The sequence below is a fragment of the Acinetobacter calcoaceticus DSM 30006 = CIP 81.8 genome, from assembly GCF_000368965.1.
GTDB lineage: Bacteria > Pseudomonadota > Gammaproteobacteria > Pseudomonadales > Moraxellaceae > Acinetobacter > Acinetobacter calcoaceticus.
The window spans coordinates 2,371,797-2,398,273 of record NZ_KB849780.1 but is presented as its reverse complement, the minus strand read 5'-3'; the positions used below and the strand labels follow the sequence as shown (position 1 = coordinate 2,398,273).

The following is a 26,477-nucleotide window of genomic DNA, read 5'->3' as shown; positions in this document are numbered from 1 at the left end:
TAAAATAATATTTTAAGATCGGCGAAGTATCGCATGATAAGCATCATCGGTTAAGCGCCTGTAGCTCAGTTGGATAGAGCATCCGCCTTCTAAGCGGATGGTCACAGGTTCGAATCCTGTCAGGCGCGCCACTCGGTAGCTTGGTACATAGAACTATTTGATGGTGGATGTAGCTCAGTTGGTAGAGCCCTGGATTGTGATTCCAGTTGTCGCGGGTTCGAATCCCGTCATTCACCCCAATTTCGGAGCATAGCACAGCCTGGTAGTGCACCTGGTTTGGGACCAGGGGGTCGTAGGTTCGAATCCTACTGCTCCGACCATATTCTTGATTTTAAAAGAAAATCAGATATTAAAAACCCTCTCAATTAAATCTCATAGTACATATTACCCATAGGACACCATGTGTTCATGTGTACATATATCTTACTGAAGCATTCCCAAATCATTCCCAGCAAAAAAATGATTTGAGTATGAAAATCATGCAAAACCCCTTATATTAAGCACCAATGAAAAATAATTGGGTTATGAAGATTTTGAAGTAATAAAGTAATATTTCCAAATAAATCATTTATATTCAATACATTAAACTATTTTTAAAATGTAATATTAACGTAATAAGCATGTAATTTATTTCTGTACAAATAAGTGTTTTTCAATCTAGATCCTGTTCAATAAAATCAATAACTTATAAAATATTACTTAACTTATTACAAGAAATTACACTTTTATGTAATCTAATTTATTATTAAATATTAATAGCTTAACTTCTGTTATTACATTATTACTTCAAATGAATTCGACTTCCTATTTAAAGCTATATTTATGTGCTTAGGTCTAAATATAGATTTAAATATTGTTCCGAAGAATTTTTGATAATGAAGTTAGTAATGTTCTAGAATAAAATTAGTCAATTGATCACAGATAACTGCTATGTCCTTTCAATCGGTTCGAAAATCTTATGATGAATATGTATTAAGGTTTGATTCATTTCCTGATCTAATTTTTATAGGTAATAACGTTTATAGAGATCTTTATGATGAATTTAAGAAAAATCCGAATTGGAAAGTATTATTTGAGTCAAAATATAAAATTGACGAAATAATGGGTTGTAAGGTAGTCATTGTCCCAAGTCATTACTATGATTACCGCTTTGATTTTTTTGAATTTGATGATCTCGAAGAATGCAAAAATAAGATTTTCGATGAAGATTTCAGAAGGTCTTCAGACTATCTGACCATCATGAAGAATTTACCCTCAATATATGATTGTAAGCTTTGGGAGGCATCACCTCCGACAAAGTCTGATTTTGATTATTGTTTAAATATTCCATTCGCAGCTATTGAACAATTTAAGTTGGAAAATTTAACTAAGAGTGAAATCGAAGAAAGAAAAAGTACTTACAAGATCAGAAAAGGGATTTATGAACCCGAATCTCGGTTTTAGTAATGTTGCAGTGAAATGCAGTATTAATAAGTTAAGTTTATAAGGTTCAATAGCCTAAGTATCAACGGTTCCTTCGTTTCTCGTTGCAGTGAAACGGGTTGCAGTAAAATAGCTTCATTTAGATGAACCGCAGGCGCGCGGGTGACTGCGCGGAAGCCAGTGGCCTGTGATTTAGATGATAATTATTCTCATTTGTGTGGGGTTGCCAAAATCCCATAAAAAAAGCCAGCATTAGCTGGCTTTCTTGTTTCTAAACGATTATGTGACGTTTTTTAAATCATACTCCTTAAATCTAATGACCTCGTCACCAGCCCACTCATTGAGCTGTTGCATGCGTGACTGAAGTGGAAGGATTTCATTTTGGTAAAAGACTTCTGCTGCATCCTTAATTGATCCAAAACCACCCGTATTATTTGGAACGATACCCATGAGTTGTGGAGGTATGCGAAGTGCTGCCAAAGTATCATCACGGGTGATAGATTTAATATTTGTGAAGTCATCTTTTGCCGCAATTTCGGAAACAGGCAAGATCTGGATACCATCCTTTTTTCCACCAGGTGCATAATAAAATAAATTACGGAAGTTGCCTGGTCCTTTACTATCCTTTAGTGCCTGACGTAAGGCTGTAATATCATTCGGATCCTGTGCTGCATCATTCACATATAAGATGAACCCAGCATGAGATCCATTGTTGTAGTACTTACGACGGAATAATGTCGCCGATTCATTGAGCCATGCGCTTTGTAAAGCAGATATGTATTCAGGTGCTCCATAAATTTCCTGATCAATATCAGTTTCTCGAATATGACAAACCCGATTATAAAACTCAAATTCTTGATAGCCTTTATGGTCATCACAAAGTAAAAAGAACTGATCAGAATATTCACCACGACGCATGTATTTTGCTAAAGCTGGTTTATATTGAATGACACTTCCGAGTCGTGATTTGATTTCTTCTAAGTAGGTATTACCACACCAAACATAATCCAATGCGACTTGTTCAAATGCTTTTCGATTCAACTTTGCATGTGGAATAAAAAGGTTAGCCAGAAAATTACGTTTAAAAATAATTCCGCTATTTAAATATGGTGTCGATTTATATGATTTGGCTAAGCCATTCATACTAACCTGTGGTTCATACCATCGGCCATTAAACCAAGATTCCATGTAATCTGATAATTCATTTCCATTAAGTACTGGAACTGCATCACCAAAAGTAAAGGCCATTGATTCTTGTTTATTAGTTGATTTGCTCTGAAAAACTGGTAGTTGGCTTTTGGCAAAACTGACTAAACTTTTTGCTGTCGATAGGGGATTCATTAATAGATCTCCATGAAAGATTGATTCATTTGTGTTTGGCCTTCAAGTGGTTCGTTATAAAGTGCATGCATGAGAGACCAAGCTAGATCCGCATGTCCGATTTCTTCAGAGCGTCCAGCTGTAAATGTCATTTGGCGCTGACTTGCTGTAAGAGTTTTTTTAATGCTCATTAAGGATTGAGAAAGGTCAGTCCAGCCTGCGTCATACTCCAAACGCCCATTTCTGATTACATCCATTGTTTTAAGCACAAGCTTTGTTTTGACTTCTGGTGAATAGCTGAACTCGGTGACATTTGGGAAAAATTGTTTAACTAATTGAGATACACCAGTTCCCATACCTGTTATATCGATGCCGATATAAGTCACGTAATAGCGTAGGGTTGTTTGGCGAATCATCTCAGCTTGATTTTTAAAATCCATTCCTCTGAATTGGATTCTTTCAAGTACTCGAAACTTTCCACCAGGAACAGGGGAGGGAGCAACAACTACTAAGCCAGCACTATCACCGCTTTCTGCTGGGTCATACCCAATCCAGACTGGGTTATTTCCATAAGGTCGACTATGAAATGGTTTGTAGTCATCGCCCCAAACCTCCCATGAGTCAACCATGCAAGGTTGGAGCATCGCTAATGGAAAAATAGATGCACCATCATCAATAAATTGGCACATCAAAAGGTTTGCAAATTCTTCAGGTGAATATTCGAATCGCAATTCTTCAATATCGAATAAATCACACCCGCCATTTTCAGCGTCTAATATCGTAACGATTTGACGCCACATCCGGTCTTCACATAAACGACCATTTTTCAGTGAATCATGTGATACATCGATATCAAGTCTTTGGTCTTTCGGTCGACCACGGTTATTACGTGTTCCAGTCCAGAATGTATATGCTTCATGTGCCATCGTCGAAGGCGTTGAAAAATAGGTTTTACGCCATTTTTTATGCAAAGCCATTGCTGACGCGACTTTGTTTAATTCATTGAAGCCAAATGTCCAGAAGAACTCATCGAAATAAAAGTTACCGTGGTGACCTTGGGCCGTTCTGTAGTTTGTACCTAAAAATGACAATGAAGCCTGATTATTATCTGGGAGTACGATTGGATCTCCGACCAATTCAACTCCGCATGCCTCATAAGCAAAACCTTTAATATATTCTTTGAAAATATGGGCCTGAGCTTTTGAAGCAGATAAGAAAATTTGATTACGGCCAGTTTTGACTGCATCGACCAACGCTTCCCGAGCAAAGTACCAAGTAGCGCCAATTTGACGACTTTTTAAAATTACTCGAGTACGTTGATTGCCTGCTTTATACCAATCGCGTTGATAGTCAAATAAGCTATCTTCAAAAGCTGAAATAAGTTGTTCAACTTGTTCTTCAGTAAACTGATTATTTTCTTTTTTCTTCTTGGGCGCTGCATTACGCTTGGCAATATTGGGATTAAGATCCGCTTCATTACCACCTTCTTTATAACGTTCAATCCGGGCAAATTCTTTATAATTTTTAAATAATTCGCCTAGCTCTTTATAGTCACCACTCGACTTCTTATTCTTCAGCGTAAGTGTCATTAAACGAACTGTTAATGCTTCTTCAACACGACTATCAGATCGTGTCTTGTCCCACTCTTCTCTGGTTTTCCAAGCCTGAACTGTACGTTCATTTTCGTCTAGCGCTTCAGCTATATCGACAATTTTCCAGCCAAGCCAAAAGAGAAACTTGGCTTTTAATTTGTTGTCGAGTATCAGCTCAAGATTAGCTAGTTGTGAGAGTTCGTTCATATCTTGCGGATTGATTTGATTTCATCCGCAAACGATGGCAGGCAAGTTCTCTTTTATCAGTCATGGCAATTTGTATGTCAGTTATATACAAGCATGCTCAATTGCTACACATAACTAATATTGCCCATTCTGCACCTATTGAAATTGCCCAAAAAACCTTGCAACAGGTACAGCAGAATGACTGATAAAACACAGCCGAAAAAATTTAAATCGAAATGGTTTCGAGTTGCCGTGGCTGGTGACACTACAGATGGTCGTGAAATTCAACCTGAATGGATCATCCAAATGGCGCAAACTTATAGTCTGAATACGTATGGTGCGCGTATTAATTTAGAACACATTAAAGGGCTTTCACCTGAAAGCATTTTTTGTGCTTATGGTGATGTACTCGCAGTAAAAACAGAGAAAGTTACAATTAATGGCGAAGAAAAAGATGCTTTGTATGTTCAGATCCAGCCAAATGAAAATTTGATTGCTTTAAATCAAAAAAATCAAAAAATTTATACGTCTATCGAAGTCGATGAAAATTTTGCAAAAACTGGCCAAGCCTATTTAGTAGGTCTTGCGGTTACTGATAGTCCTGCATCACTTGGGACAGAAATGCTCTCATTTGCTGCTGGGGCAACTGAAAATCCACTCAAAGCGAAGAAATTACGTCCTGAAAATTTATTCAGTGCAGCACAAGAAACAAAGCTCGAATTCGAAGAAGTTAAAGAGTCATTTGCTAGTGACTTGGTGAATAAAGTTAAAAACTTATTTAAAAATCAAGAACAGCAACAACAGCAGACTCAAGAAAACTTCAGTCAAAACGAACAGGCCATCCTAGAAATTGCCCAGCAAACAGCTAATCAAGGTGCTGAATTTTCTGAGTTCAAGAATAAATACGAGCAGCTGCAGTCTGATTTTAATGAACTAAAAAACAAGCTGGATCAAGAGCCTCAAGGACAACAACGTCCACAGTCAAACAACAGCAAATTTACTGAAGAAGTCGGCGAAGTCGACTGCTAATTCAGTCGGTTTAAGCACCCAATTAATTCATATTTAGAGTAAAAAAACATGCGTACAGATACACGTACTAAGTACAATAAAGTCATGATTGAGTTAGCAAAACTCAATGGTGTAGAAAAGGTTTCACAAAAATTTAATGTGACTCCAACGGTTCAACAAAAACTTGAAGATAAAATCCAAGAATCTTCTGAATTTCTGAAAAAAGTTAATATTTTTCTTGTTCCTGAACAATCAGGTTCAGCAGTTGGTCTTGGTATTTCTCGTCCTATTGCTTCACGTACAAATACAGATGCTACTGAACGTCAAGCAACTGATCCAACGAGTATGGATGAGCGTTTTTACTTTTGTCGTAAAACGGATTTCGACACAGCAATTAAATATGCAAAACTTGATCAATGGGCAAAATTCAAAGATTTTTATAGCCGATTCCGCGGTGCTATCGTAAAACGTCAAGCACTTGACCGAATCATGATTGGTTTTAATGGTACCAGCATTGCGTCCAATACAGACATTACTGCAAATCCTTTATTGCAAGATGTTAATAAAGGCTGGTTGCAAAAGATGCGCGAAGAAAACCAATCGCGTGTGATGAAATCAGGTGCTGTACTAAACAAAATTACAATTGGTAAAACAGGTGACTATAAAAACCTAGATGCACTTGTAATGAATATTGTTGATGAAATGATTGATGATGTTCATCAAGGAAATCCAGATTTAGTCGTAATGTGTAACCGAAAAACTGTTTCGGATAAGTACTTCCCACTTGTAAACAAAGACCAAGACAACTCTGAAAAATTGGCTGCGGACATCATCATTAGCCAAAAACGTATGGGTGGATTGCCTGTTTACTCAGTACCGTTTTTCCCTGAAGGAATCATCTTTGTAACTACTTTCGATAACTTATCGATTTATGTTCAGGAAGGTGCCCGTCGTCGTACAGTCATCGACAATCCAAAACGTGACCAGATCGAAAACTATGAGTCTTCAAATGAAGATTATTACATCGAAGATCTTGGTCTTGCTTGTATGGCTGAAAACATCGAAATTCAGCCGGAGTAATTCAATATGAACTTGGCTCGAAAGCATTTCCAACAGCATCAGGCCAAATCCGCAGCTGAAACAGCTGCGGAGTTCGGTACCATGCTAAATACAAACGCCTATGAGCAGCAACTTTTGCAGCTCAACAGTGATAAGAATCGTCTCAAAAATATTCAGTCAAAACAAAATAAAATCGAACTGAAACGCCAGTTACTTCCAAATTATAAGCCATATATTGAAGGCATTTTAGAAGTGAAGCCTGGTGTTCAAGATGCAGTTATCACTGAGATTTTAGTTTGGGCAATTGATATCGGTGAATATGAATTTGCACTCAATATTGCTGAATATGTTCTTGAACATGGCTTGAAGCTACCAGATCGTTTTGAGCGTTCTGAAGCATGCTTTATTACTGAAGATATTGCTGATGAATTTTTAAAAACTCTTAAAACCGATGTTACGGTAGATATCACTGTATTAGAGCGTTTAGAGCAGCTAATTACAGATGAATCATTGGTTCAGTCCAAGCGTGATATGCCTGATGAAGTTAAAGCCAAGCTTTACTTAGCCTTGGGTAAAACTGAAATGCGTTTTGTCACTGGTGAAGAGTTAGTTGATTTAGTGCATGCGACCCGTGCTCGTGATTTCTTAGACCAGGCATGTAAGCTCGATGACAAATGTGGCGGCCGTACTGATCTAAACAAGATGACGAAACTAGCCAGTAAATTGAATGCAATCTTTAATAAAGATGAATCTCAATTATCTGAACAATCTACACAGCCAGAAGCCACTAATGTTTTATTAAACGAAAACCCAGTGGTTAATGAAGCAGAACAACCAGAAGTCGCCAACGTTTTGTTAAATCAAAATGGAACGCCAGTGGTAGATAACCACGGCAGTTTGGTACCGACATCTGAATAAGTGCCCCGCACCGCACTGGAGTGCAATGGTCGTGATCTTCACATCACAGTAAATCTTCAACGAGCCATTGCCCCTCCCAGTGCACTATGAAGGAGATCTACATGGGATTTGTCGCAAATGGTGCCGTTACACCAAGCAATATCATTATTTCCAGTGGCACATTCTTTCCTGATATTTCTCTTGATGAAATACGAAGTGTTGTTCGTATCGACGGATCCGTCACTGATTTTCGTTTAAGACAAGTTATCCGCGAAGAAATCATTGATGTAAATCGGCTGCTTGCAAGCCTTGTGATGAAAGCCGAAAAACTGGTGGATTTAGCTGTTAATCAGATTGACGGTAAACCAGATACTGAGGTTCTTTACCTGTCAGCGGTCTCTAATGGGGTGGCTGCAAAAGTAAATGAAAACTATCGAAATTATGACAGTACTAACTCTGGCGTTAAAAAATCGGAAGTAACTGAATGTTCAGTTGAAGATTATCGACGAAATAAGCAATGGGCAATTCAACAGCTTAAAGGTGAAAACCATAGTGTTGTGGAGTTGATATGAAAATGAAAATTTCATCTGTAGAAAAGCATCAACGTACTCATAGCTATCGATTTGACCAAAAATCTTTAGAGCGTTTGGCTCTTGAAAAAATAGCAGCAGAGTTAGGTCTAGACTTAACCAAAAATAGTTTAAAAACTGAATCCAGAATTATCCCTAACTCTGGGGGCATTAATCCAACAACTTATGAGTGCGAAGTTTCAATTATTGAAAACTTGGACTGTAAGGATTAGGCCATGAGTAAAACCATTACAGCAATTCAGAACGATACCGTCGATTCAATATGCTGGCGATATTACGGACGCAGTTCAGGCGTGGTTGAAAAAGTGCTTGAAGCAAATCCCAATCTAGCTGATATCGGTGTTTTTCTACCGATTGGCACTTCAGTGATTCTTCCTGATATCGATACACCACAACAAATTAAACAAACTGTCCAACTGTGGGATTAATAATGCCAGAACCAACTACAACAGCAGCTGTAACAGCAGTATCAATTAGCGCAGCTTCATTGCTCCCATTCGTAAATGGTAATGCATTACTTGGAGCAGTTTTCGGAGCAGCTCTTTTTGCAACAACGAAAAAAGATTTAAAACCTCTACAACGACTTTCAACAATGATTATTGCTGTGGGTTTTGGATATTTGTTAGCACCGGAAGTGACTACCCGAACGTTCATTACTAATGATGCTACAGCAGGGATGATTGCTTCTATTTTTTCATTACCAATTATTTTAAAAATTATGGTTTGGGTGGATCAATCCAGCCTAACTGACATCTGGAATAAATTTCGTGGAGGAGGTAAGTCATGATCGAAATTATGTTTCAACTGATTGCTCTTATTGCATACCTGATCTGTGGCCTACGAATCATTTGTTTTGATGCTGAAGGGCTTCGTCACCGTCATGGCTTTTCTATTTTAGCCACGATACTTATTGCAGCTTTTATTGGTCAGTCAATTCACATCCTGTTTTTTAAAGATCCAGTCACTTTATGGGATGCAATTTTTGCAGTACTTCTGGCCGTCCTTATTTGCCGTGCGAAAGGTAATGTCGCAAAACTTATCTGGAGTACAACATGATTTTAAAGTTCGGATCAAAAGGTAATGATGTCATTACATTGCAGAAGCAGTTGAAAAAGCTTGGTTTTAAAGGCGTTAAAGGAAAAGAACTGTCCATCGATGGCGATTTTGGTGCATCTACTGAATTTGCTGTAATGACATTCCAAAAGCAAAAAAACTTAGTAGCAGATGGCAAAATAGGGGACAAAACAAGAGCAGCTCTATTTGACCAAGATACATCTAAATTTCTTAAAGATAGTGACTATAAAAAAGCAGCTGAGCGTTTGAAAGTTTCGGAGCTTACCATTCGTGTTTTTGGTGCAGTTGAAGGCAGGGGAGTCGGTTTTCTTAGTAATAGTAAACCTAAAATCCTGTTTGAACGTCACCGTATGTATGCATATTTAAGGCTGAAAAAAGGAACTGCTTTCGCTGACAAAATGGCTGATGAACGTCCTAATATTGTTAACCGTAAAGCAGGTGGATATCAGGGTAATGAAGCTGAATATGTTCGTTTGGAACAGGCAAAACAAATTGATGTTGATTGTGCTTTGATGTCGACGAGTTGGGGACAATTTCAAGTAATGGGTGAAAACTGGAAACAGTTAGGCTATGCATCTGTACAAGAATTTGTTGAACAACAGTTTGCTAGTGAGTCTTATCAACTAGAAGCTTTTATCCGATTCATTGAATGGAAAACAGGTACTTTTGATAAGAAAAAAGTCACTTTGATCGATGCGCTGCGAGCAGAAAATTGGGAGATTGTTTTCACACTTTATAATGGTCCAAATTATAAAAAACTTGGGTATCAGGCCAAATTCCAAAAAGAATACGATCATTTAGAACCTATTTATGGTGGGATCAAAGCAGCATGAAAAAACCACAAAGTTTAAGAGCACACTTACTAGCTGCTATCCCTGAACTATGTCGTGACCCAGATCGCATTCTTATTTTTGTTGATGAGGGTGCGGTGCGGAGTACGATGGCAAATGGTTTATCATTTGAATATGTCTATACACTGACCATGATTCTGACAGATTATGCTGGCGATCTTGCTGCAGTTAGTATTCCTGTGCTCGACTGGGTTCGAGTCAACCAATCTGAACTAATGGCCAATCTAGATAAAGTTAAATCTGGCATTAAGTTTGAAGCTGAAATTTTGGCAAACGATAAAGTAGATTTGGCAATCCAAATGCCATTAACTGAGCGTGTTATCGTTAAACAAACTAGTGAAGGTCTTAGTGTCGATTATCCTGACGAGCCGCAATATCATAAAGCTGAAGAATCAAAACAAGTTACCTTGTTTGATAAAGATGGTAATGAGCTTGCATCTTGGACCTCAAGAGATCCACAGCAAGAGTATTTTTTATAAATGGCTGAGCTTGAATTTCTTTCCGAGCATCTTAATGCGCTATTAACAACATTAAGTGATGCTGAACGTCGAAAATTTGCAATGATGATTGCTCGAAAAGTTCGTGCAAGCCAAAGCCAGAGAATTACACGTCAACAAAACCCTGATGGAAGTTCTTATATCCCTAGAAAAAATTTAAGAAATAAAAAGGGCCAAATTAAAAGAAAGATGTTCATGAAATTAAAAACAGCAAAATTCATGAAAATAGAAAAAATCCCTGATGGTGTGACTATTGGTTTTGATCAACGAGTATCAAGGCTTGCCAGAATTCACCAGGACGGCTTGGTCGATAATTTGAAATATAACGGTCGGACATTTAAGGTCAGATATGCTCAACGAATCTTACTTGGATTTACTGATGCTGAAGTTGAAATCATAGAAAACGATGTTTTAAAACTCTTCGATTCAAAATAAAACCACTTGTATATAACTGACATACAAACCAAACCAAATGCATTAAACCTTTAGCTGCATAACGATTGCAGCATGAACGCAGAAACCATCCGTCGTCTTGAAAATACGATCCGTTTAGGTCGTATCAAGACCGTAACCCCGTCTAGTCCTTTTCATACAGTTACAGTCAATTTAGGTGACATCGTAACTAAAGAATTACGTCTATTAAATTTGAGAGCTGGGAAAGACTCCACTCATGATCTACCAAGTAAAGACGAAGAATGCATTGTACTTAGTCCTTGTGGAGTCATCGAGCTTGGCATTGTTGTTGTTGGTTTGAATAACGAAGACTTTCCTACGCCATCACAAGATCAGAATATTAAGTTACGGGTATTTGAAGATGGTGCTGTCATTAGCTACGACACCAATAATCATTCTTTACAAGCAATCTTGCCAGCCAATGCAACCGCCATCCTAACTGCACCTGGTGGTTTAACTGTTAATGGGAATACAACCATTAATGGAAATCTCATCACCAATGGCGACTCAACAACAAACGGTAACGTCCAAACCAATGGCAGTACAGCCATGACAGGGAATAACACCGTTGGAGGAAGCCAATTAGTACAAGGATCAAGTCACTCAAGTGGAGACTTTAGTACAGAGGGTGATGTGAAAGCAGGTGAAATCAGTCTCAAGCTCCATAAAACTTCCGGTATTCAATCTGGTGGTGATACTTCAGGAGTACCAGTGCCATGATGTCTAGACGATCAGGTGTACCAATCACAGAAATAGAAAGCATTAAGCAATCGATTGAAGACATCGTTACCACTCCACTTGGTAGCAGAGTAATGCGACGAGAGTATGGATCTATCGTTGCCGATTTAATTGATCAACCCATGAGTGATGTTCTTAAAGTGAAACTTTACAGCGCAATCTATACGCCAGTATCGCGTTGGGAAGAGCGGATCAGTATCGAGAGTTTAAATGTCAGTGCTGTGTTTGCTGGTGGTATGCAACTCGATTTAGAAGCCGTTCATACCCTTACTGGCCAGTCTCTTAACTTAAATATTCCACTTCAAATGGGATCTGCAGCATGACAACTTCATCAACAGCTATTGATCTTTCACAACTTCCTGAACCAGCCATTGTTGAGCAAATTGATTTTGAAACGATTCTTGCTGCAGGTCTTCAAGATTATTACGATCGCATGGATTCAACTGGAGTTGAGTACACCAAACTCAGAGAATCAGATCCAGCATATAAACTGGCAGAAGTGTTTGCTTTTCGGGAAATGTTAGTTCGTCAACGTGCTAATGATTCAGCTAAAGCGGTGTTATTAGCCTACGCTTCAGGAACAGACTTAGATCATAAAGCAGCTGAAAAGAATTTAGAACGACGCTTAATTTCTGAAGCAACAGAAACATCAGAAGCTATTTATGAAAGTGATAGTTTGTTACGTAAAAGAGTCCAACTAGCCCCTGAAGGTTATACAACTGCCGGATCTGAAGGATCCTATTTGTTTCATGGAATGAATGCTGATGTAAGAGTCAAAGATATTGAACCTGTATCACCTGATAGAGGTATTGCAGCCATGTATGTCCTTTCTAATGAGGGTGATGGAGCTGCTTCAGAAGAAATTATTAATAGTGTTGATAAGGCATTAAATAAAAAATTTATTAGGCCTCTTACAGATTATGTTCAGGTTTACTCAGCAAGCATTATTCATTATCAGGTTGAAGCTGTCTTAGAAATTCAAGATGGTCCTGATAAAAATATAGTTCTTCAAGACGCTGTTTTAAAGCTTCAGGAATATGTTAATTCTGTCCATAAACTGAATACCAAAGTTTCTATTACGGGTATAGCAAGTGCCCTTCAACGAAAGGGTGTCATTGATGTTGATCTGATTTCACCAATTGCAAAAATTGAACCCGTATCTGGTCAAGCTGCTTACTGCAACGAAATAGCAGTCAGAATCAAGGGGGAATAATGTCTAAGTTATTACCTCCAAACTCTACGGTTTTTGAACATGCCTTTGAAGATGCGTTCTCACGTATCTCTAATGTACCAACGCCTGCCCGAACATTTAATGATCCTTTAGAAGCGCCTGAAGTGGTTCTACCTTGGCTTGCTTGGGAAAAATCAGTTGATGATTGGGATATCTCATGGTCTGAAGAAAAAAAACGGGCAGTGATTAAAGCTTCATATAACGTGCATTGTCATAAAGGAACCATTGGTGGTTTAGAAGCCGCTTTGGGTGCTTTGGGCTTTACTGTCCGTGTGCAGGAATGGTTCAACATGCAACCGCCTGGTGAACCCTACACATTCAAAATATTTATTGAAACAAGTAGTGCGGAAGTATCTCCCGAGCACTTCAAAAAGCTTTTTGCAATCATCCGAAATAATAAGAACTTACGTTCGCATCTAATTGACTCAACTCTCATTGTCACTAGTGAACTTCAAGCTGAAATTGCTTTATTCACTCTCATCGGCAGTGAATATGAATATTCAAATTATCCAGGCTCTCTAACTCTTGATGGAACTTGGAGACTTGATGGTACACAGAAATTAAATGGTATAAAGGTGTTCTAATATGACTGAAATTATTGGCCAACCACAATGGTCCCCAGTTCGATTACTTGATGAAAATGAATTAGCTATGGGGGGCGAAAATGGAAATATGAATGAACAGGCAAAATCATTAGTAAATCGTACTCAATTTCTAAAAGCTAATTCCGCTACGAAAGATGAAGTTGCAGAATTAGCTGGCGGAAATTACTCATTTGAAACATATGATTTAATGGATGCGGCTAAAACCAGTCTTTCAGAAAATTCTACGATTACCATTCTTGATGATCCTGATCCATCAAAAAATGGTCCTTGGGGATGGGATGGTAGCAATTTTACAAAATCAAAATATGATCCAGTTAAACTTTTACAAGAATTCTTTAGTAAAAATCCCTTAGTTACTCCTGTAATTTTATCGAGTGAAAATTTAAATAATATCAAGAAGACAGGAATTTATATCGCTAGAAATGGAACTCCCTCTACTGAAAATAGTTATCCACCAGGAAATGAACCTGGTGTTTTTGTACCTTACGAAATTGTCACAGGTTCTACTGGAACTTTGATTCCTCAATTTTATTTAACTTTTTCAGGCAAATTATTTATACGTGGTACTGATGGTAGTGGGATTACTTATAGCCTTTGGGAGCAAATTGGTACAAAGTCTCTTGTGGAAACATGGGCAAATGCTGTAAATCCGTTTATTCAACCATTAAATACGATTTCACATAATGGTAGATATTCGGTTTATTCGACCGATGATGTTTTAATTACAAATCATCCTGAAGCAGGAATACAATGGATTATTGATCATTTTGAAATTGGAAACGTAAAGCGACAAATTGCCTATGATCGTGCTTCAAATAGAGTAGAAACAAGGTCCCATTGGGGAACAAATGGTTGGACTACATGGGAACGATTAATTCTAGCATCTGAGTTAAATAATTATAAGGAAGAAGTCCAAAATATAATTAAACTAAATATAAATCCATTAGAAGCATTCAAAACAAGTTTGATTAATAAATTAAATAGTTTTGATTCTTTAATTTTTAAGCTTATTGGAGATTCGATTACATGGGGAATGGGTGTAAGTAATATCTCACCAACAGATCCCCGAACAGGTTATTTAACAGATCCCCGAAATAAAATGGACCCTATATCACCAACTTGGGCTAACTTATATCTACAATATTTAGCTTATGCATTCGGAGATCGGAGTATAACTGAGGATGCACCTGGCCGTGCTTATACAAAACGAAATCGTATAATTAGTTTTAAGCAAGATATAGATAAATTTGTTTTTAAAACTAATAAAGGTACTTTTGTTCCTAAATCTACAGTTTTAGAAACTATTTCAACACAACCCAGTAAAAATGGTGAAGCTATCAATTTACTAGGTTTGAATTTTCAGTCATTACGTCAAAATGAATTCTCATTTGAAATCACTTCAGACAATATTTCAATTATTTATCAGAAATGGAATATTGGTGATATCAACGATATTGTTGAAGTTTATATTGATGAAACACTAGTAGGTACATTTAATTATTACTCTGAAACATCCTCATACGAAAATACTTTTTCCACTACATTTGAATATGGCAAACATAAGGTCCGCGTCAAGAATATTGCGACAAATGTAAACTCTTATGCTCATATACAGTGTTGCCAAACAATACAGAAGATTTGGTTAATTAATGAAGGGATCAGTGGATCAAGTACTTTGACTTGGTTAGACCGAAAGTTATTTGAAGATACTATTACTGAATATGATGATTTTGTCTTGATGATGCTTGGTACAAATGATCGTGGTACTGCTGGAGGAGAATCTGGTTTTGAAACTAGATTAAATACTTGTATTGATAAAATTAAAATTTTGTCTAATAGCAAAGCTAGAATCTGTTTAGCCACTTCAGCACATGCTTCCTTATCAAATGAATCTAATCCTGTTTATGCATTCAAAATGAGAATCGTAGACCAAGTTATTTCTAAAGTTGCAGAACAAAGGAAATTACCACATATCAGTCATTACAAATATACATCAACAGCTATGATTGAAAACCAACCGATATTTACTTCACCTGATTTGTTACACCCAAATGATTTAGGTAATAAATTAATTTACGAAAATTTGAGAAATACTCTATTCATTAATTAGCAGGTGTGAACAAATGAAATATAAAACTATTCATACAACATTAGGTTTACAGCTACTTGCTCAGGCTGAGTCAACTGCTACTCAAATTCGTCTCACACATATGGCTGTGGGTGATGGCGGTGGCCAACCTATTCAATTAAGTCTAGACATGACAGCTTTAGTTCGTGAACGATTTAGAGCGGTAGTAAACCGTGTTTATCCTGATCCAGAAAATGATTTGAAATTTACTGCTGAACTGATTATTCCTGCTGCTATTGGCAGTTTCGTTATACGTGAGATCGGTATTTTTGATAGTAACGGTAATTTATTTGCTGTTGGTAATTTACCTGATATCACAAAACCAGTTGCACAAGATGGTATTACAAATGATACGGTTTTCCGTATTCCTTTTTTTGTAAAAAATGCTGAAAGTGTTGAATTAAAAATTGATCCAAATGTCGTGATTGCTACACATAGCTGGATCATTAATACAATTAACACTGCCAAGCTTTTACCTGGTGGTACCACTGGCCAAGTTTTAAAAAAGAAATCAAATAATGATGGGGATGTAGAGTGGGGAAATGCATCTGAAGTTAATATTTTTGTTGATTCAATTGAAGAGCAGCAAGTATTGGCAGCCGATCAAACCCATGTGACCTGGTCAACAGTTACAACTAATGGTTTAGCTGTTTACATCAATGGCATACGCTTACATCAAGCAACTGGTGCAGATGGCTGGACGGCAAATGGTGCGACTGAATCAATATTAGGTAAGTCATATCCAGCTGGTACCAAAATATTAGGTGTACAAAATGATCCGCTTGGATCTGCACCTTATCCTTTGGCCAAAGATAAAAATCTAGCAGATGTTCCCAATAAGGTTTTAGCCCGTCAAAATTTGAATGTGTACAGTAAAGAAGAAGCCAAAGCTAATGGCCTACCAGCTGGAGCAATCGTTTACTTTGCTATGAATAAAGCACCTACAGGTTTTTTAAAGGCAAATTTTGCAGCTGTTTCAAGAACTGTATACGCAGATTTATTTGCTGCTATTGGAACGATGTATGGCGCTGGAGATGGGGTAACAACTTTTAACGTGCCAGACGGTCGCGCAGAATTTGTTCGCGGTTTAGATGATGGCCGAGGCATTGATGTTGGTCGTGTTATCGGTAGTCGACAAAGTCAGCAAGTGCAGAAGCATAAACATCTTTCTCTGGGGGAAGCTGATCCAACAATTATTTGGCCATTTGGTGCATCCCCAAGTCTCGGTAAGCTAGGTTCGAATGGTGGTACTGATTGGGATAACCGCTATTACTATACAAATGATGGTTCTGATGTGGGAGATGCACAGCCAAATCCATCAGGGGTGATTGGAGACGAAACACGTCCACGTAACGTTGCTTGGCTCTGCTGTATTAAATATTGATTGAGGACATTATGAACGAGAAAATAGTTTACCAGTACAATCAGGCTGGCCTTTATATTTGTAAAACTGCTGCAGATGAATCTCCGCTTGAACCTGGTGTTTTTTTAATGCCGGGGAACAGTACTGAAACTTCACCGCCTGAAGATTGGCCAGAAGATAAATGGCCAAGGTTCAATGGTAAAGGTTGGGATTTAATTCCGAAGCCCAAAGTACCAGAGCCAATCTCTCCAGAGCAGAAGTTAGCAGAGTTTTTACAGAGTAACCCTGATGTAGTAGCTTTAATCAATAATTAAGAGCATTTGTATATAACTCATATACAAACCTTAAAACATGACTTAAAAACGCCAATTTGTAAGCCTGTGATCTGAAAACCAACCAGAATACAGGCTATTTTTATGGCTCTAGATTATCACCACGGTGTCAGAGTTTTAGAACTCAATGATGGCACTCGTCCCATTCGTACAGTATCCAGCTCAGTGATTGGTATGGTCTGTACCGCATCTGACGCAGATGCAACAAAATTTCCTTTAAATACACCAGTGCTATTGACCAATGTACAAGCTGCTTTAGATAAAGCAGGGGATCAGGGTACGTTGGCACGTTCACTTCAAGCAATTGCAGATCAAACCAATCCAGCCACTGTAGTCGTGCGTGTAGAACAAAAAACTGATGCTGCTGAACAGACTTCTGAAATTATCGGTGGTTCGGTCAATGGTAAATACACTGGTATGAAAGCCTTGCTTGCAGCTGAAGCACAGCTTGGAGTGAAACCACGGATTTTAGGCATTCCTGGTCTTGATACATCTGCTGTATCAGTTGCCTTGGTCGCATTGGCACAAAAGCTACGTGGATTCGCTTACATCTCAGCAAATGGTTGCCAAACTAAGGAAGAAGCCCAAGCGTACCGTCAAACTTTTGGTGCACGTGAAGCAATGGTTATTTGGCCAGATTTCTTAGGTTGGGATACAGCGACCAACGCAACCACCACTTTTGAAGCGACTGCTCGAGCACTTGGCCTCCGAGCAAAAATTGATAATGAGACAGGGTGGCATAAAACACTTTCTAACGTTGCAGTTAATGGTGTGACGGGCATTAGTAAAGATGTGTATTGGCAGTTGCAAGATCCTGATACAGATGCTGGCTATCTGAACCAGAATGACATTACCACGCTTATCCAGCGTGATGGCTTCCGTTTCTGGGGTTCACGAACTTGTTCTGATGATCCTTTATTTGCATTTGAGAACTACACGCGTACTGCGCAAATCCTTGCAGATACCATGGCTGAAGGGCACATGTGGGCAGTTGACCTACCTCTTACACCTGGTCTGGCCAGAGACATTATTGAAGGCATTAACGCAAAAATGCGTGAAATGACTCTAAGCAATTATTTACTTGGTGGTGAGTGCTGGTTAGATCCAGTTATCAATACCAAAGAACTCATAAAGTCAGGCAAGTTCTATATCGACTATGACTACGGACCTGTCCCACCACTTGAAAACTTAGCATTACGCCAGCGTATCACTGACCGTTACCTGGTCGACTTTGCTTCGCGTGTAACAGCAGGATAAGGACTAGATCATGGCTCTACCAAGCAAATTAAAACTCTCAAACCTATATAACGAAGGTAATTCATATCTGGGACAAACGGGTGAAGTCACATTACCAAAGCTAGGCCGTAAATTCGAAAACTGGCGTGGCGGTGGTATGAATGGCAACGTCAAAGTCGATTTAGGTCTAAGCGATGATTCGATTGAAATGACGTGGAAACTCGGTGGTATCGATAAACTTGTTTTAAGGCAGTTCGGTGCAGCTACAGTCGGAGCAATCGGTTTACGTTTTGCTGGTTCATATCAGCGTGATGATACAGGTGAAACTACTGCTGTCGAAATTGTAGTTCGTGGCCGTCATGAAGAAATTGATTTTGGTAATGCTAAAGCAGGTGATGACACTGAAATCACTGTAAAAACAATTTGGTCTTATTACAAACTCACGATCGATGGTGTAGTTGAGATTGAAATTGACATTACTGGTCTTAAAGAAAAGGTTGGTGGTGTCGATATTCTCGAAAAGCACCGTGCCAACATCGGTTTAATTTAACTTTCCATCCCTCTGTTCATGCCCCGTGAGCAGAGGTTTTTTTATATATTTTTTGGAACGTCACTATGAAAACTTTAGAGCAAGTAGAAAACACTGCAACTATTAACCCTGACATTCAGACAGTAGATCTGGAAAAACCACTCATGATGGGTAGTTTAGAAATTTCATCATTAGAGATCCGTAAACCAAATGTTCCAGCATTGCAGGGTGTAAAAATTGCAGATCTTTTACAAGGGGATGTAACAGCAATTTGTGCTGTACTTCCACGTATTTGTACTCCTGAGTTAACTAAATCTCAGATTAATCAGCTAGAACCCGCTGATCTGGCTCAAATTGGTGGAGTTATCATACTTTTTTTGCAACCGAAATCGACGCGTGTTCAAGTATTACGCCAACAGTAGACGATGCAATAGCAAATATTGCGGTGGTCTTTCATTGGCCACCCCAAGCATTTATAGATATGTCACTCAGTCAGCTGATGCAATGGCATCAAAAAGCCATTGATCGTAATGGAAATGATGCCGAATGAAACCCTTAAAACTTGAAGTCCTATTTGGATCAAAAGATAGTTTAAGCCCAGCTCTCAAGTTAATGATTGGAAGTAGCAATGCTGCTTCCAAAGCATTAAAAAATACCCGTGATGAATTAAAACGACTTAATGACCAACAAAAGCAACTCGATTCTTTTAAAAAGCTCAAAGAGGACGTTAAACAAGCCTCTACTGAACTAGAACGTAATAAAAAAATAGTACAGACATTACGTGAGCAATTAGCAGTTAATCCTGATGCAAAATTGACAAAAGAGTTAAAAAAAGCTGAAACCCAAGTTAAGCAATTGACTAAGGTTGTGACTGAAGGTCGACCACGTCTTATTGAGCTCAGAAATGAACTAAACAATGCTGGCCTAAAGTCAAAAAACTTTGCTGAACAGCAGCAAGAATTAAAAGAAAAAATTAGTGCCGCGAATACATCGATCGACAGTCAAAAAAATAAGCTCGAAAACCTGAACCGTATCCAAAAATCACATAGCAATATGTCGGGGAATGTTCGTACTGCAGCTATGTATGGTGCTGGCATGGCTGCAACTGGTACAGCTGCCTTATATCAAATGCGTAAACCACTTGATGAATCCAAACGTGTAGATGTTGAAGAAAATCGTATTGCCTCATTAGGCTTTGGTAAAAAAGCCACAGATGAAGCGATTCAATACGCTAAGGCAATGAAAACTTTTGGTACCAGTACGCTTGATAACTTATCCCTGGTCCGTGATGGTGTCACAGCTTTTGGTGATGTACATCATGCTCAATGGGTAGCTCCAACACTGGCCAAAATGAAATTTGCAAATGAAGCCATGTACGGTGATCACGGTGTAGAAAATGAAAAAAAATTCATGGATATGCTTAAAGTCATAGAAATGCGTAATGGCCTAAAAAGTAAAGAATCATTTACAGAACAAGCCAATATCATTCAGCAAGTCATCACGGCTACAGGTGGACGTGTGCAGGCTGAAGAATGGCTCAACGTCATTAAAACAGGTGGTATTGCAGCAAAGGGCATGGATAACAAAGCCTTTTACTACAAAATGGAACCCTTGGTGCAAGAAATGGGAGGTTTCCGTGTGGGTACATCCATGATGTCTGCTTACCAAAACTTATATCAGGGTAGAACCACGCAGCGAGCAGCTGCAAATCTGGATAAATTTGGTCTTATCGGTGACTATTCAAAAGTTAAGCATAACAAGACCGGAGATTTATCTTATTTAGATATTGGTGCAATCAAAGGTGCAGATCTCTTTAAAAAAGATCAATTCGCTTGGATGGAAAAAGTTTTAGTGCCGGCACTGAATGCCAGAGGTATAACAAAAGAAGGGGATGTCATTGATGCGATCGGAAGTATCTTCAGTAACCGTACTGCATCCAACTTATTTTCTCAGATGTATATGCAACGTGCCCAAATTCATAAAAATGCCAAACTAAATGAAGGTGCATTCAATATTGATCAGCTCAATACACAGGCTCAAGGCACAACATCTGGTAAAGAATTAGAAGCAAGAGCAAAACTTAACGATGCATATTTACAGTTTGGCCAGACTATTTTACCGATCTATACCCAAGCATTAGTGATGGCAACAAATGCGATGCAAGGTTTTACCGGGTGGATGCAACAGAACCCGACTTTGGCAAAAGCACTAGGTACAGGCCTACTGTTGATAGCTGGAGGCTTAGTCGCTATTGGAGGTTTACTTCTTGTTTTCTCACCACTCATTTTAAGCATGTTAAGTCTGCGGCTCATGATGGTGACATTGGGTGTGCAAGGGAGTGCATTAAGTTTTGCATTCCGACTTCTCCTTTCTCCTTTTTCATTATTAAGAGGAGCGATTACTGGAGTCGGATCTGCATTAATGTGGTTAGGGCGCTTAGCGATGGCACATCCACTTTTAGCTTTAATTACTGCAGTCGCTTTTGGCGTTTATTTGATTTACAAAAATTGGGACACTATTGGCCCTTACTTCCAAAAAGTTTGGACCATGATTAAAGGGTTCTTTCAAAGTGGTATTGGCAATATTTCTGCAACTATTTTGAATTGGTCACCACTTGGCCTGTTCTACTCTGCATTTGCAACTGTGATGAATTGGTTCGGATTTGAGTTACCAACAAAATTTTCAACATTTGGTGCAAATATTATCAATGGCTTGATCAATGGTATCAAATCATACTTTCCGAAACTTAAAGAGATCTGGAATACCGTTGCAGATTACATGCCCGATTGGTTGAAACAAAGAATGGTTATCCGTAGTCCAAGTCGTGTAATGGCTGGTCTAGGTGGGCATATTGTTGGCGGTATTGGGATGGGTTTAACTCAGGCATTTCCAGAGTTAAAGAACAAATACAATCAAGTTCTCAATTTGTTCACCAATAAAACCCAATCACCAGTTATGGATCAGATTGATATTGCTGCTCCAGTCATTTCAAAAATACAGACTGCACCAAACCTAACCTCAAGCCGACAGTCTTCATTAGCTGTGGCTGGAGACACATACACCATCCATATTCATGCTGCACCAGGACAACTTGTTCAGGATCTTGAACGTCAAATTGAACAAGTCGTTATGCGTTTACAACGCGACAAATTGTCACGTGTACGCACAATCATGGCAGATCAGGAGTAAATCATATGATGATGATATTGGGCATGTTCCCGTTTAGCATCCCGACTACGGTTTACCAGCAGTTACAGCGTAGTACTAATTGGCGGCATCCAAGTAATTCACGGGTTGGCGATATGCCAGCCTATCAGTTTGTTGGTAGAGGGGAAGATACCATTTCTTTAGAAGGAAGTATTGTGCCGGAGTTCGGCTCTCAGATGAGTATCACAGCTTTACGTACCATGGGTGATACAGGTAAAGATTTTCCGCTTATTGCAGGAACAGGTAAAGTTTTTGGGCTTTATCACATTGATGATTTGCAAGAAACACAAACTTATTTTTTTGAAGATGGCACCCCTCGAAAAATTGAGTTTAGTTTAAAACTGACGCAAGGAAAGAAACCAGGAACTCTAATCGGTAATGCTGCAGGCAAATTGATAGGCTTATTATGACCGTTATTTCCGCATTAAATTCAGTTGTTGATGATGTTCTGCAGGCGAATTCTGTTCCTATTTATAGGCTTGCTGTAGATGGCGTGGATATCTCATCAAAGGTCAACAATCGCTTAGGGCAAATGCGTATTGAAAACAAACGTGGTTTTGAGGTTGATACGCTTGATTTAACGCTGTCCGATCATGATGGTTTACTTGAAATACCAAGTAAGGGTGCAGTCATACAAGCATGGCTTGGTTGGCAGCATTCTGGACTTGTTTATAAAGGTAGCTACATCGTTAAAGAAGTTGAGCATGGCGGAGCACCAGATACACTTCGGATCCGTGCGACCAGCGCAGATATGAAAAAATCATTAAAGCAAAAAAAGGAACGTAGCTTTGATGATATTACTTTGGGTGATCTGATTAGAAAGATTGCAATCGAACATGATCTTAATGACCAAGTATCTGAAGAACTGGCCAAACATAAAATTATTCATATCGATCAAAATGAATCAGACGCAAATTTACTGACTCGTTTAGCAGATGAGCATGATGCTATAGCAACCATCAAAAACGGTACCTTACTCTTTATGCCAAAAGGCCAGAGTCAGACCATTTCTGGCCAAGATCTACCAACTTACCTTTTGACCAGGACAATGGGCGATGAACATCGTTATAGCTATAGTGATGGAGGTGAAGAAGTCACTGCAATTCGTGCTTTTTATTATGATGAGAAGATGGCCAAAAAACTTGAAGTCATTGTCGGCGATCAATCAAACGAAAATATAAAAGAACTACGTCATATTCATCGTGATAAACAAACTGCAACTTTAGCTGCAAGAGCCAAACTTAACCACTTTAAACGAACAGCCGAAACACTCAGTTATAAGCTGGCCAAAGGTATTCCAGATCTTGTCCCGGAACAGACTTTTTTATTTATTGGGATCAAAGAACAAATTGACGAAATTTATTGGCTTGGAACAACCATCACCGATACGTTAGACAGCTCTGGTGGATATACAACTGATCTTCAGCTTGAAGTTTTTTTCCCAGATGCAGACGATGTTTCAGAATTATTCGAAGACCAATTTGTCTCAGAAAAAGATAAAAAATGGACTGGAGTCGTTGTTTATTATCAAGAGGGAGACAAGGCCGTTAAGCTTACAAAAGGGGATCAAGCAAACCCTAAACACTTCTCTTACCTTTATCTTACTAAAGCTGGAGCGCAGCAGCGGCTTGATCGTGAATACGCGTTATTAGACCTTGAAACAGGTAAATTTACAGCGCATAACGAACTAGATCAGAAACCTTATACTGGCTTGAAAACTCAATACACGGTCGGAAAGAATAAAACCCCACGTCAGTGGGTAACTTTAGGTGATCAATCTAATCCAAAAGTGATTGATCGCGTCTTTCATAGCAAAGCTGCTGCCGAGAAGCGATTAAAGCGCGAATTACCGCGCCTTAATGCTAAAAAAGATATGCTTGAGCAAGTCAAAACAGATCAAAAGTTATAAATGATCAACTCATTGCCGTTGTGATCTTCATGAGCTGCTTTAGAGTTCACAGACCAACGGATTTTACGATGTGTCATTTGATAGTCCTTAAAGAGTTCTCTCACTTCAGGCACATCGTTTAAGCTTAAAATGAACTTCCCTTTAATCTTATCTAGCTTGTCTTTTAAAGTATAAAAATCCTCTTTAGACCAAATGCCTTTACCATAAACATTTTCGCAATCCCAATAGGGTGGATCCAGATAAAACAAGGTGTCAGGGCTATCCATCCGATTAATGACATAGTCATAAGACCGATTTTCAATGACTACATTTTGCAAACGTTCATGGATAGAAAGCAGATGTTCACGTAGACGTTCGCCCAGGCGCATGCGGTTAGTTCTATCTTTAGAATAGGTGAAAGTGCCATCTAGTTGGCAACCAAAGGCAGAGCGTAGTAAATAATAAAATTTAACTGCACGTTGAATATCAGTGAGACCAGATTGATCACGTTTAAAATCGTCAAATTGGGTCCGTGAAAATAACATCAATTCAAATTCAGCCAAAAATGCATCAAAGTGAAATTTTAAAATCCGATATAAGTTAATCAGATCATCATTAATGTCATTAATAACTTCAACATTTGAAGGAGTCTTTTTAAAAAGAACCCAGCCAGCTCCTCCGAAAACTTCAACATATGTTTTATGTTCTGGAAGCATATCAATAATGGTTCTGGCCAGTTGTGATTTACCGCCGAGCCAACCACTGAAACTATGGCCACTAGGATTGTATTGTGGTGAGAGGTTTTGTGTCATGAATCTTACCTGATTGTGTTTGATGCTCTGGGCATTCAGGTAAGGCACTCTGGGTGCTCTGGAATGTATTTAATGTCTTACAGCGAGGGCATTTAATCTCAAAGTGATCAAATCCCTTAGTTTTAGCCAATAATTTAAAACAACATTGGCATTTTAAATTTTGCATATATTTTTCTGCATTAGAAAAACCAACTAAATACTATAAAAAATATAGAAAAAGAACAAATATTTGTTCTTTTAATTTAAAATATATATAAATATGTTCTTAGGATGTGCCGAATGATTTCACCCGATAACTACAACAAAATTAACAAGAACAATTCCCGTCCACAAATAAATTGCCCACATTGTAAAAGTACCAACTTGAAGATCAGATCGAGTGAACAAAGACATCCACTACTTAAAGATGTTTGGCTCATATGCCCTAATTTATTTTGTGGTTTCACTTGTGGGGGACATATCGAAATCACTCACACTATTTCACCCAGTGCTTCACCAGATCCTAAAATACATATACCAACGCTACTGCAAATAAAGGCCGCTAATGACGATAGAATGGAGCAAGATCATGCTTCAGAATAATTATTTAAATCCGATTATTTCAGCGATTTTAAAGACAAATATTATTATTAAAGGCAGGGCATGTGGTCGAACCACTATTAATTTTATTGGATTATGCTCTGCTAGATTGCCAATGCTCCAGTGGGATTATTCTAAAAATTTTTGTTTTAACCCTAAAAATATAAAAAAAGTTTCAGATAGAAAATTGCGTAAAGCTTGCTATCAGTCATTTTCACAATATAAAAAATCTTTTAAACCACGACCTATCCCAAAACTAAAAATTTCAAAATATGAATGGCCATCATTTGAGGAATGGAAAGCTTCAATGCTGGAGGCAACTAAAAGTGCTGTTAAAAAGTTTAGTGATATAGCAGATGCAATGTCTTATGCATTTCTTTCACTGAATTTTAAAACCAAGTATTTGTGCACTTGGGATTTGGCAGAGTAGGAGGTAAATATGCATCCTGAAGAACTATTTGAACTATTTTTTAAGAACGTCCGTGATGATATGAATCCTCCTTTTATAAGACGTGGAAAGGGGATGTATATTTGGTGACATGAAAGATTCATGAACGCCTATTGTGGTATTCAAGAACCGTATGGGCTAAGAAGTTGGGCAGAAGCACCGCAAATGTGGCTGGCTGGATATAGAGAAAAACATAATGAAGATAGCTTAGATTTTAATTAAAAGTTTTCTACTTTAGAGGGGAACGTCCACCAAATCTTATTAAAATAAACCTCATTGCGTAAGAAATTTATTTTTAATTCATTCCCATTGTAATCATACAGATTGGTGACTTCACCTTTCTTATTTATTTCAGCAAGCAAATTACAACCGTGCTCTATTTTTCTAGCTTCTAAAACCCTAATCATGACTTGCATAAAATTTCCTCTTTTG

Annotated in this window: 33 protein-coding genes and 3 tRNA genes; 31 read left to right on the top strand and 5 right to left on the bottom strand. The window is 38.3% G+C overall.

Annotated elements, in window-relative coordinates; genetic code table 11:
- The first annotated feature begins 54 nt into the window (after positions 1-54).
- The 4 genes from F936_RS16210 to F936_RS16195 all read left to right on the top strand — a co-directional run bounded on the left by F936_RS16210 (position 55) and on the right by F936_RS16195 (position 1,443).
- Positions 55-131, top strand: a tRNA-Arg gene (locus F936_RS16210).
- A 32-nt stretch (positions 132-163) separates the two neighbouring features.
- Positions 164-239: transfer RNA gene (locus tag F936_RS16205), tRNA-His, on the top strand.
- A gap of 4 nt (positions 240-243) precedes the next feature.
- A tRNA-Pro gene (locus tag F936_RS16200) sits at positions 244-320 on the top strand.
- A 610-nt stretch (positions 321-930) separates the two neighbouring features.
- Positions 931-1,443: a hypothetical protein gene (locus F936_RS16195; RefSeq protein ID WP_005048977.1), complete on the top strand. Its 513-nt coding sequence runs from the start codon at positions 931-933 to the stop codon at positions 1,441-1,443.
- Positions 1,444-1,701: 258 nt separating this feature from the next.
- On the opposite strand, the gene F936_RS16190 is transcribed toward F936_RS16195, so the two are convergent.
- Positions 1,702-2,763, bottom strand: a complete 1,062-nt coding sequence (locus tag F936_RS16190; RefSeq protein WP_005048974.1) for a phage portal protein — start codon at positions 2,761-2,763, stop codon at positions 1,702-1,704.
- Entirely contained in the window at positions 2,763-4,541 is a 1,779-nt protein-coding gene (locus F936_RS16185; RefSeq protein ID WP_005048972.1) for a terminase large subunit domain-containing protein, read from the bottom strand. Before F936_RS16185 ends, F936_RS16190 begins: the two co-directional genes overlap by 1 nt.
- Before the next feature lie 177 nt (positions 4,542-4,718).
- On the opposite strand from F936_RS16185, the gene F936_RS16180 reads away from it, so the two are divergent.
- The 25 genes from F936_RS16180 to F936_RS16060 all read left to right on the top strand — a co-directional run bounded on the left by F936_RS16180 (position 4,719) and on the right by F936_RS16060 (position 24,227).
- Complete coding sequence (locus tag F936_RS16180; protein WP_005048969.1) at positions 4,719-5,549, top strand: GPO family capsid scaffolding protein; 831 nt, start codon at positions 4,719-4,721, stop codon at positions 5,547-5,549.
- A gap of 48 nt (positions 5,550-5,597) precedes the next feature.
- The gene (locus F936_RS16175; protein ID WP_005048966.1) at positions 5,598-6,608 is read left to right on the top strand and encodes a phage major capsid protein, P2 family; all 1,011 of its coding nucleotides are present in this window, start codon (positions 5,598-5,600) and stop codon (positions 6,606-6,608) included.
- 6 nt (positions 6,609-6,614) lie between these two features.
- Entirely contained in the window at positions 6,615-7,505 is an 891-nt protein-coding gene (gene gpM, locus F936_RS16170) for a phage terminase small subunit (protein WP_005048963.1), read from the top strand.
- A gap of 101 nt (positions 7,506-7,606) precedes the next feature.
- A complete protein-coding gene (locus F936_RS16165) occupies positions 7,607-8,056 on the top strand; it encodes a head completion/stabilization protein (RefSeq protein ID WP_005048960.1) in 450 nt (149 codons plus the stop codon).
- Positions 8,053-8,286 carry a hypothetical protein gene (locus F936_RS16160; RefSeq protein ID WP_005048957.1) on the top strand — a complete coding sequence of 78 codons (234 nt, stop codon included), beginning with the start codon at positions 8,053-8,055 and terminating at the stop codon, positions 8,284-8,286. Before F936_RS16165 ends, F936_RS16160 begins: the two co-directional genes overlap by 4 nt.
- Before the next feature lie 3 nt (positions 8,287-8,289).
- The gene (locus tag F936_RS16155) at positions 8,290-8,502 is read left to right on the top strand and encodes a tail protein X (RefSeq protein ID WP_005048954.1); all 213 of its coding nucleotides are present in this window, start codon (positions 8,290-8,292) and stop codon (positions 8,500-8,502) included.
- Positions 8,503-8,504: 2 nt separating this feature from the next.
- Positions 8,505-8,861: a putative holin gene (locus F936_RS16150; RefSeq protein WP_005048951.1), complete on the top strand. Its 357-nt coding sequence runs from the start codon at positions 8,505-8,507 to the stop codon at positions 8,859-8,861.
- A complete protein-coding gene (locus tag F936_RS16145; RefSeq protein ID WP_004842378.1) occupies positions 8,858-9,130 on the top strand; it encodes a phage holin family protein in 273 nt (90 codons plus the stop codon). The genes F936_RS16150 and F936_RS16145 overlap by 4 nt, the downstream gene beginning before the upstream one ends.
- On the top strand, positions 9,127-9,981 hold the full coding sequence (locus tag F936_RS16140) for an N-acetylmuramidase domain-containing protein (RefSeq protein ID WP_005048947.1): 855 nt from the start codon (positions 9,127-9,129) through the stop codon (positions 9,979-9,981). Before F936_RS16145 ends, F936_RS16140 begins: the two co-directional genes overlap by 4 nt.
- Positions 9,978-10,478 (top strand): phage tail protein, encoded by a 501-nt coding sequence (locus F936_RS16135; RefSeq protein WP_005048945.1) that lies wholly within the window; start codon positions 9,978-9,980, stop codon positions 10,476-10,478. The genes F936_RS16140 and F936_RS16135 overlap by 4 nt, the downstream gene beginning before the upstream one ends.
- A complete protein-coding gene (locus F936_RS16130; protein ID WP_005048943.1) occupies positions 10,479-10,931 on the top strand; it encodes a phage virion morphogenesis protein in 453 nt (150 codons plus the stop codon).
- Positions 10,932-11,003: 72 nt separating this feature from the next.
- Positions 11,004-11,669, top strand: coding sequence for a phage baseplate assembly protein V (locus tag F936_RS16125; protein ID WP_005048942.1), 666 nt, complete (start codon positions 11,004-11,006; stop codon positions 11,667-11,669).
- Positions 11,666-12,010 carry a GPW/gp25 family protein gene (locus F936_RS16120; RefSeq protein WP_005048940.1) on the top strand — a complete coding sequence of 115 codons (345 nt, stop codon included), beginning with the start codon at positions 11,666-11,668 and terminating at the stop codon, positions 12,008-12,010. The genes F936_RS16125 and F936_RS16120 overlap by 4 nt, the downstream gene beginning before the upstream one ends.
- On the top strand, positions 12,007-12,900 hold the full coding sequence (locus tag F936_RS16115) for a baseplate assembly protein (protein WP_005048938.1): 894 nt from the start codon (positions 12,007-12,009) through the stop codon (positions 12,898-12,900). Before F936_RS16120 ends, F936_RS16115 begins: the two co-directional genes overlap by 4 nt.
- Positions 12,900-13,502, top strand: coding sequence for a phage tail protein I (locus tag F936_RS16110; RefSeq protein ID WP_005048935.1), 603 nt, complete (start codon positions 12,900-12,902; stop codon positions 13,500-13,502). Before F936_RS16115 ends, F936_RS16110 begins: the two co-directional genes overlap by 1 nt.
- 1 nt (position 13,503) lies before the next feature.
- A complete protein-coding gene (locus F936_RS16105) occupies positions 13,504-15,633 on the top strand; it encodes an SGNH/GDSL hydrolase family protein (RefSeq protein WP_005048932.1) in 2,130 nt (709 codons plus the stop codon).
- A gap of 13 nt (positions 15,634-15,646) precedes the next feature.
- A complete protein-coding gene (locus F936_RS16100; RefSeq protein WP_005048930.1) occupies positions 15,647-17,035 on the top strand; it encodes a phage tail-collar fiber domain-containing protein in 1,389 nt (462 codons plus the stop codon).
- Between the two features lie 11 nt (positions 17,036-17,046).
- A complete protein-coding gene (locus tag F936_RS16095) occupies positions 17,047-17,328 on the top strand; it encodes a hypothetical protein (protein WP_005048927.1) in 282 nt (93 codons plus the stop codon).
- Positions 17,329-17,430: 102 nt separating this feature from the next.
- Positions 17,431-18,603, top strand: coding sequence for a phage tail sheath protein (locus F936_RS16090; protein WP_005048925.1), 1,173 nt, complete (start codon positions 17,431-17,433; stop codon positions 18,601-18,603).
- Between the two features lie 10 nt (positions 18,604-18,613).
- Positions 18,614-19,132 (top strand): phage major tail tube protein, encoded by a 519-nt coding sequence (locus tag F936_RS16085; RefSeq protein ID WP_005048922.1) that lies wholly within the window; start codon positions 18,614-18,616, stop codon positions 19,130-19,132.
- Positions 19,133-19,197: 65 nt separating this feature from the next.
- On the top strand, positions 19,198-19,533 hold the full coding sequence (locus tag F936_RS16080) for a phage tail assembly protein (RefSeq protein ID WP_005048920.1): 336 nt from the start codon (positions 19,198-19,200) through the stop codon (positions 19,531-19,533).
- Positions 19,500-19,661 (top strand): GpE family phage tail protein, encoded by a 162-nt coding sequence (locus tag F936_RS19090; RefSeq protein ID WP_323806869.1) that lies wholly within the window; start codon positions 19,500-19,502, stop codon positions 19,659-19,661. Before F936_RS16080 ends, F936_RS19090 begins: the two co-directional genes overlap by 34 nt.
- Positions 19,658-22,300 carry a phage tail tape measure protein gene (locus tag F936_RS16070; protein ID WP_005048919.1) on the top strand — a complete coding sequence of 881 codons (2,643 nt, stop codon included), beginning with the start codon at positions 19,658-19,660 and terminating at the stop codon, positions 22,298-22,300. Before F936_RS19090 ends, F936_RS16070 begins: the two co-directional genes overlap by 4 nt.
- 5 nt (positions 22,301-22,305) lie before the next feature.
- Positions 22,306-22,728, top strand: a complete 423-nt coding sequence (locus F936_RS16065) for a phage tail protein (protein ID WP_005048916.1) — start codon at positions 22,306-22,308, stop codon at positions 22,726-22,728.
- On the top strand, positions 22,725-24,227 hold the full coding sequence (locus F936_RS16060; protein WP_005048913.1) for a contractile injection system protein, VgrG/Pvc8 family: 1,503 nt from the start codon (positions 22,725-22,727) through the stop codon (positions 24,225-24,227). Before F936_RS16065 ends, F936_RS16060 begins: the two co-directional genes overlap by 4 nt.
- On the opposite strand, the gene F936_RS16055 is transcribed toward F936_RS16060, so the two are convergent.
- The gene (locus F936_RS16055) at positions 24,215-25,018 is read right to left on the bottom strand and encodes a DNA adenine methylase (RefSeq protein WP_005048910.1); all 804 of its coding nucleotides are present in this window, start codon (positions 25,016-25,018) and stop codon (positions 24,215-24,217) included. The two genes, F936_RS16060 and F936_RS16055, sit on opposite strands and share 13 nt — an antisense overlap.
- Positions 24,984-25,184 carry a Com family DNA-binding transcriptional regulator gene (locus tag F936_RS19665; protein ID WP_080595375.1) on the bottom strand — a complete coding sequence of 67 codons (201 nt, stop codon included), beginning with the start codon at positions 25,182-25,184 and terminating at the stop codon, positions 24,984-24,986. The genes F936_RS16055 and F936_RS19665 overlap by 35 nt, the downstream gene beginning before the upstream one ends.
- A 104-nt stretch (positions 25,185-25,288) precedes the next feature.
- On the opposite strand from F936_RS19665, the gene F936_RS16050 reads away from it, so the two are divergent.
- Together F936_RS16050 and F936_RS16045 are read left to right on the top strand one after the other, a co-directional pair.
- Positions 25,289-25,600, top strand: coding sequence for an ogr/Delta-like zinc finger family protein (locus tag F936_RS16050; protein ID WP_323806868.1), 312 nt, complete (start codon positions 25,289-25,291; stop codon positions 25,598-25,600).
- Positions 25,587-26,027 (top strand): hypothetical protein, encoded by a 441-nt coding sequence (locus tag F936_RS16045; protein WP_005048904.1) that lies wholly within the window; start codon positions 25,587-25,589, stop codon positions 26,025-26,027. Before F936_RS16050 ends, F936_RS16045 begins: the two co-directional genes overlap by 14 nt.
- A 236-nt stretch (positions 26,028-26,263) precedes the next feature.
- Here the strand turns inward: F936_RS16045 and F936_RS16040 are convergent, their stop codons facing one another.
- Positions 26,264-26,461: a hypothetical protein gene (locus F936_RS16040; protein WP_005048901.1), complete on the bottom strand. Its 198-nt coding sequence runs from the start codon at positions 26,459-26,461 to the stop codon at positions 26,264-26,266.
- Positions 26,462-26,477 lie beyond the last annotated feature (16 nt).

What these genes read in the sequence shown, in the direction of transcription:
- F936_RS16090 (WP_005048925.1), top strand. Translation starts at nt 17,431, where the DNA reads ATGGCTCTAGATTATCACCACGGTGTCAGAGTTTTAGAACTCAATGAT.
- F936_RS16120 (WP_005048940.1), top strand. Translation starts at nt 11,666, where the DNA reads ATGATGTCTAGACGATCAGGTGTACCAATCACAGAAATAGAAAGCATT.
- F936_RS16155 (WP_005048954.1), top strand. Translation starts at nt 8,290, where the DNA reads ATGAGTAAAACCATTACAGCAATTCAGAACGATACCGTCGATTCAATA.
- F936_RS16085 (WP_005048922.1), top strand. Translation starts at nt 18,614, where the DNA reads ATGGCTCTACCAAGCAAATTAAAACTCTCAAACCTATATAACGAAGGT.
- F936_RS16045 (WP_005048904.1), top strand. Translation starts at nt 25,587, where the DNA reads ATGCTTCAGAATAATTATTTAAATCCGATTATTTCAGCGATTTTAAAG.
- F936_RS16065 (WP_005048916.1), top strand. Translation starts at nt 22,306, where the DNA reads ATGATGATGATATTGGGCATGTTCCCGTTTAGCATCCCGACTACGGTT.
- F936_RS16040 (WP_005048901.1), bottom strand. Translation starts at nt 26,461, where the DNA reads ATGCAAGTCATGATTAGGGTTTTAGAAGCTAGAAAAATAGAGCACGGT.
- F936_RS16150 (WP_005048951.1), top strand. Translation starts at nt 8,505, where the DNA reads ATGCCAGAACCAACTACAACAGCAGCTGTAACAGCAGTATCAATTAGC.
- F936_RS16115 (WP_005048938.1), top strand. Translation starts at nt 12,007, where the DNA reads ATGACAACTTCATCAACAGCTATTGATCTTTCACAACTTCCTGAACCA.
- gpM (WP_005048963.1), top strand. Translation starts at nt 6,615, where the DNA reads ATGAACTTGGCTCGAAAGCATTTCCAACAGCATCAGGCCAAATCCGCA.
- F936_RS16145 (WP_004842378.1), top strand. Translation starts at nt 8,858, where the DNA reads ATGATCGAAATTATGTTTCAACTGATTGCTCTTATTGCATACCTGATC.
- F936_RS16070 (WP_005048919.1), top strand. Translation starts at nt 19,658, where the DNA reads ATGAAACCCTTAAAACTTGAAGTCCTATTTGGATCAAAAGATAGTTTA.
- F936_RS16190 (WP_005048974.1), bottom strand. Translation starts at nt 2,763, where the DNA reads ATGAATCCCCTATCGACAGCAAAAAGTTTAGTCAGTTTTGCCAAAAGC.
- F936_RS16100 (WP_005048930.1), top strand. Translation starts at nt 15,647, where the DNA reads ATGAAATATAAAACTATTCATACAACATTAGGTTTACAGCTACTTGCT.
- F936_RS16180 (WP_005048969.1), top strand. Translation starts at nt 4,719, where the DNA reads ATGACTGATAAAACACAGCCGAAAAAATTTAAATCGAAATGGTTTCGA.
- F936_RS16105 (WP_005048932.1), top strand. Translation starts at nt 13,504, where the DNA reads ATGACTGAAATTATTGGCCAACCACAATGGTCCCCAGTTCGATTACTT.
- F936_RS16165 (WP_005048960.1), top strand. Translation starts at nt 7,607, where the DNA reads ATGGGATTTGTCGCAAATGGTGCCGTTACACCAAGCAATATCATTATT.
- F936_RS16130 (WP_005048943.1), top strand. Translation starts at nt 10,479, where the DNA reads ATGGCTGAGCTTGAATTTCTTTCCGAGCATCTTAATGCGCTATTAACA.
- F936_RS19665 (WP_080595375.1), bottom strand. Translation starts at nt 25,184, where the DNA reads ATGCAAAATTTAAAATGCCAATGTTGTTTTAAATTATTGGCTAAAACT.
- F936_RS16095 (WP_005048927.1), top strand. Translation starts at nt 17,047, where the DNA reads ATGAACGAGAAAATAGTTTACCAGTACAATCAGGCTGGCCTTTATATT.
- F936_RS16050 (WP_323806868.1), top strand. Translation starts at nt 25,289, where the DNA reads ATGTGCCGAATGATTTCACCCGATAACTACAACAAAATTAACAAGAAC.
- F936_RS16055 (WP_005048910.1), bottom strand. Translation starts at nt 25,018, where the DNA reads ATGACACAAAACCTCTCACCACAATACAATCCTAGTGGCCATAGTTTC.
- F936_RS16195 (WP_005048977.1), top strand. Translation starts at nt 931, where the DNA reads ATGTCCTTTCAATCGGTTCGAAAATCTTATGATGAATATGTATTAAGG.
- F936_RS16140 (WP_005048947.1), top strand. Translation starts at nt 9,127, where the DNA reads ATGATTTTAAAGTTCGGATCAAAAGGTAATGATGTCATTACATTGCAG.
- F936_RS16185 (WP_005048972.1), bottom strand. Translation starts at nt 4,541, where the DNA reads ATGAACGAACTCTCACAACTAGCTAATCTTGAGCTGATACTCGACAAC.
- F936_RS16125 (WP_005048942.1), top strand. Translation starts at nt 11,004, where the DNA reads ATGAACGCAGAAACCATCCGTCGTCTTGAAAATACGATCCGTTTAGGT.
- F936_RS16060 (WP_005048913.1), top strand. Translation starts at nt 22,725, where the DNA reads ATGACCGTTATTTCCGCATTAAATTCAGTTGTTGATGATGTTCTGCAG.
- F936_RS16110 (WP_005048935.1), top strand. Translation starts at nt 12,900, where the DNA reads ATGTCTAAGTTATTACCTCCAAACTCTACGGTTTTTGAACATGCCTTT.
- F936_RS16160 (WP_005048957.1), top strand. Translation starts at nt 8,053, where the DNA reads ATGAAAATGAAAATTTCATCTGTAGAAAAGCATCAACGTACTCATAGC.
- F936_RS16135 (WP_005048945.1), top strand. Translation starts at nt 9,978, where the DNA reads ATGAAAAAACCACAAAGTTTAAGAGCACACTTACTAGCTGCTATCCCT.
- F936_RS16175 (WP_005048966.1), top strand. Translation starts at nt 5,598, where the DNA reads ATGCGTACAGATACACGTACTAAGTACAATAAAGTCATGATTGAGTTA.
- F936_RS16080 (WP_005048920.1), top strand. Translation starts at nt 19,198, where the DNA reads ATGAAAACTTTAGAGCAAGTAGAAAACACTGCAACTATTAACCCTGAC.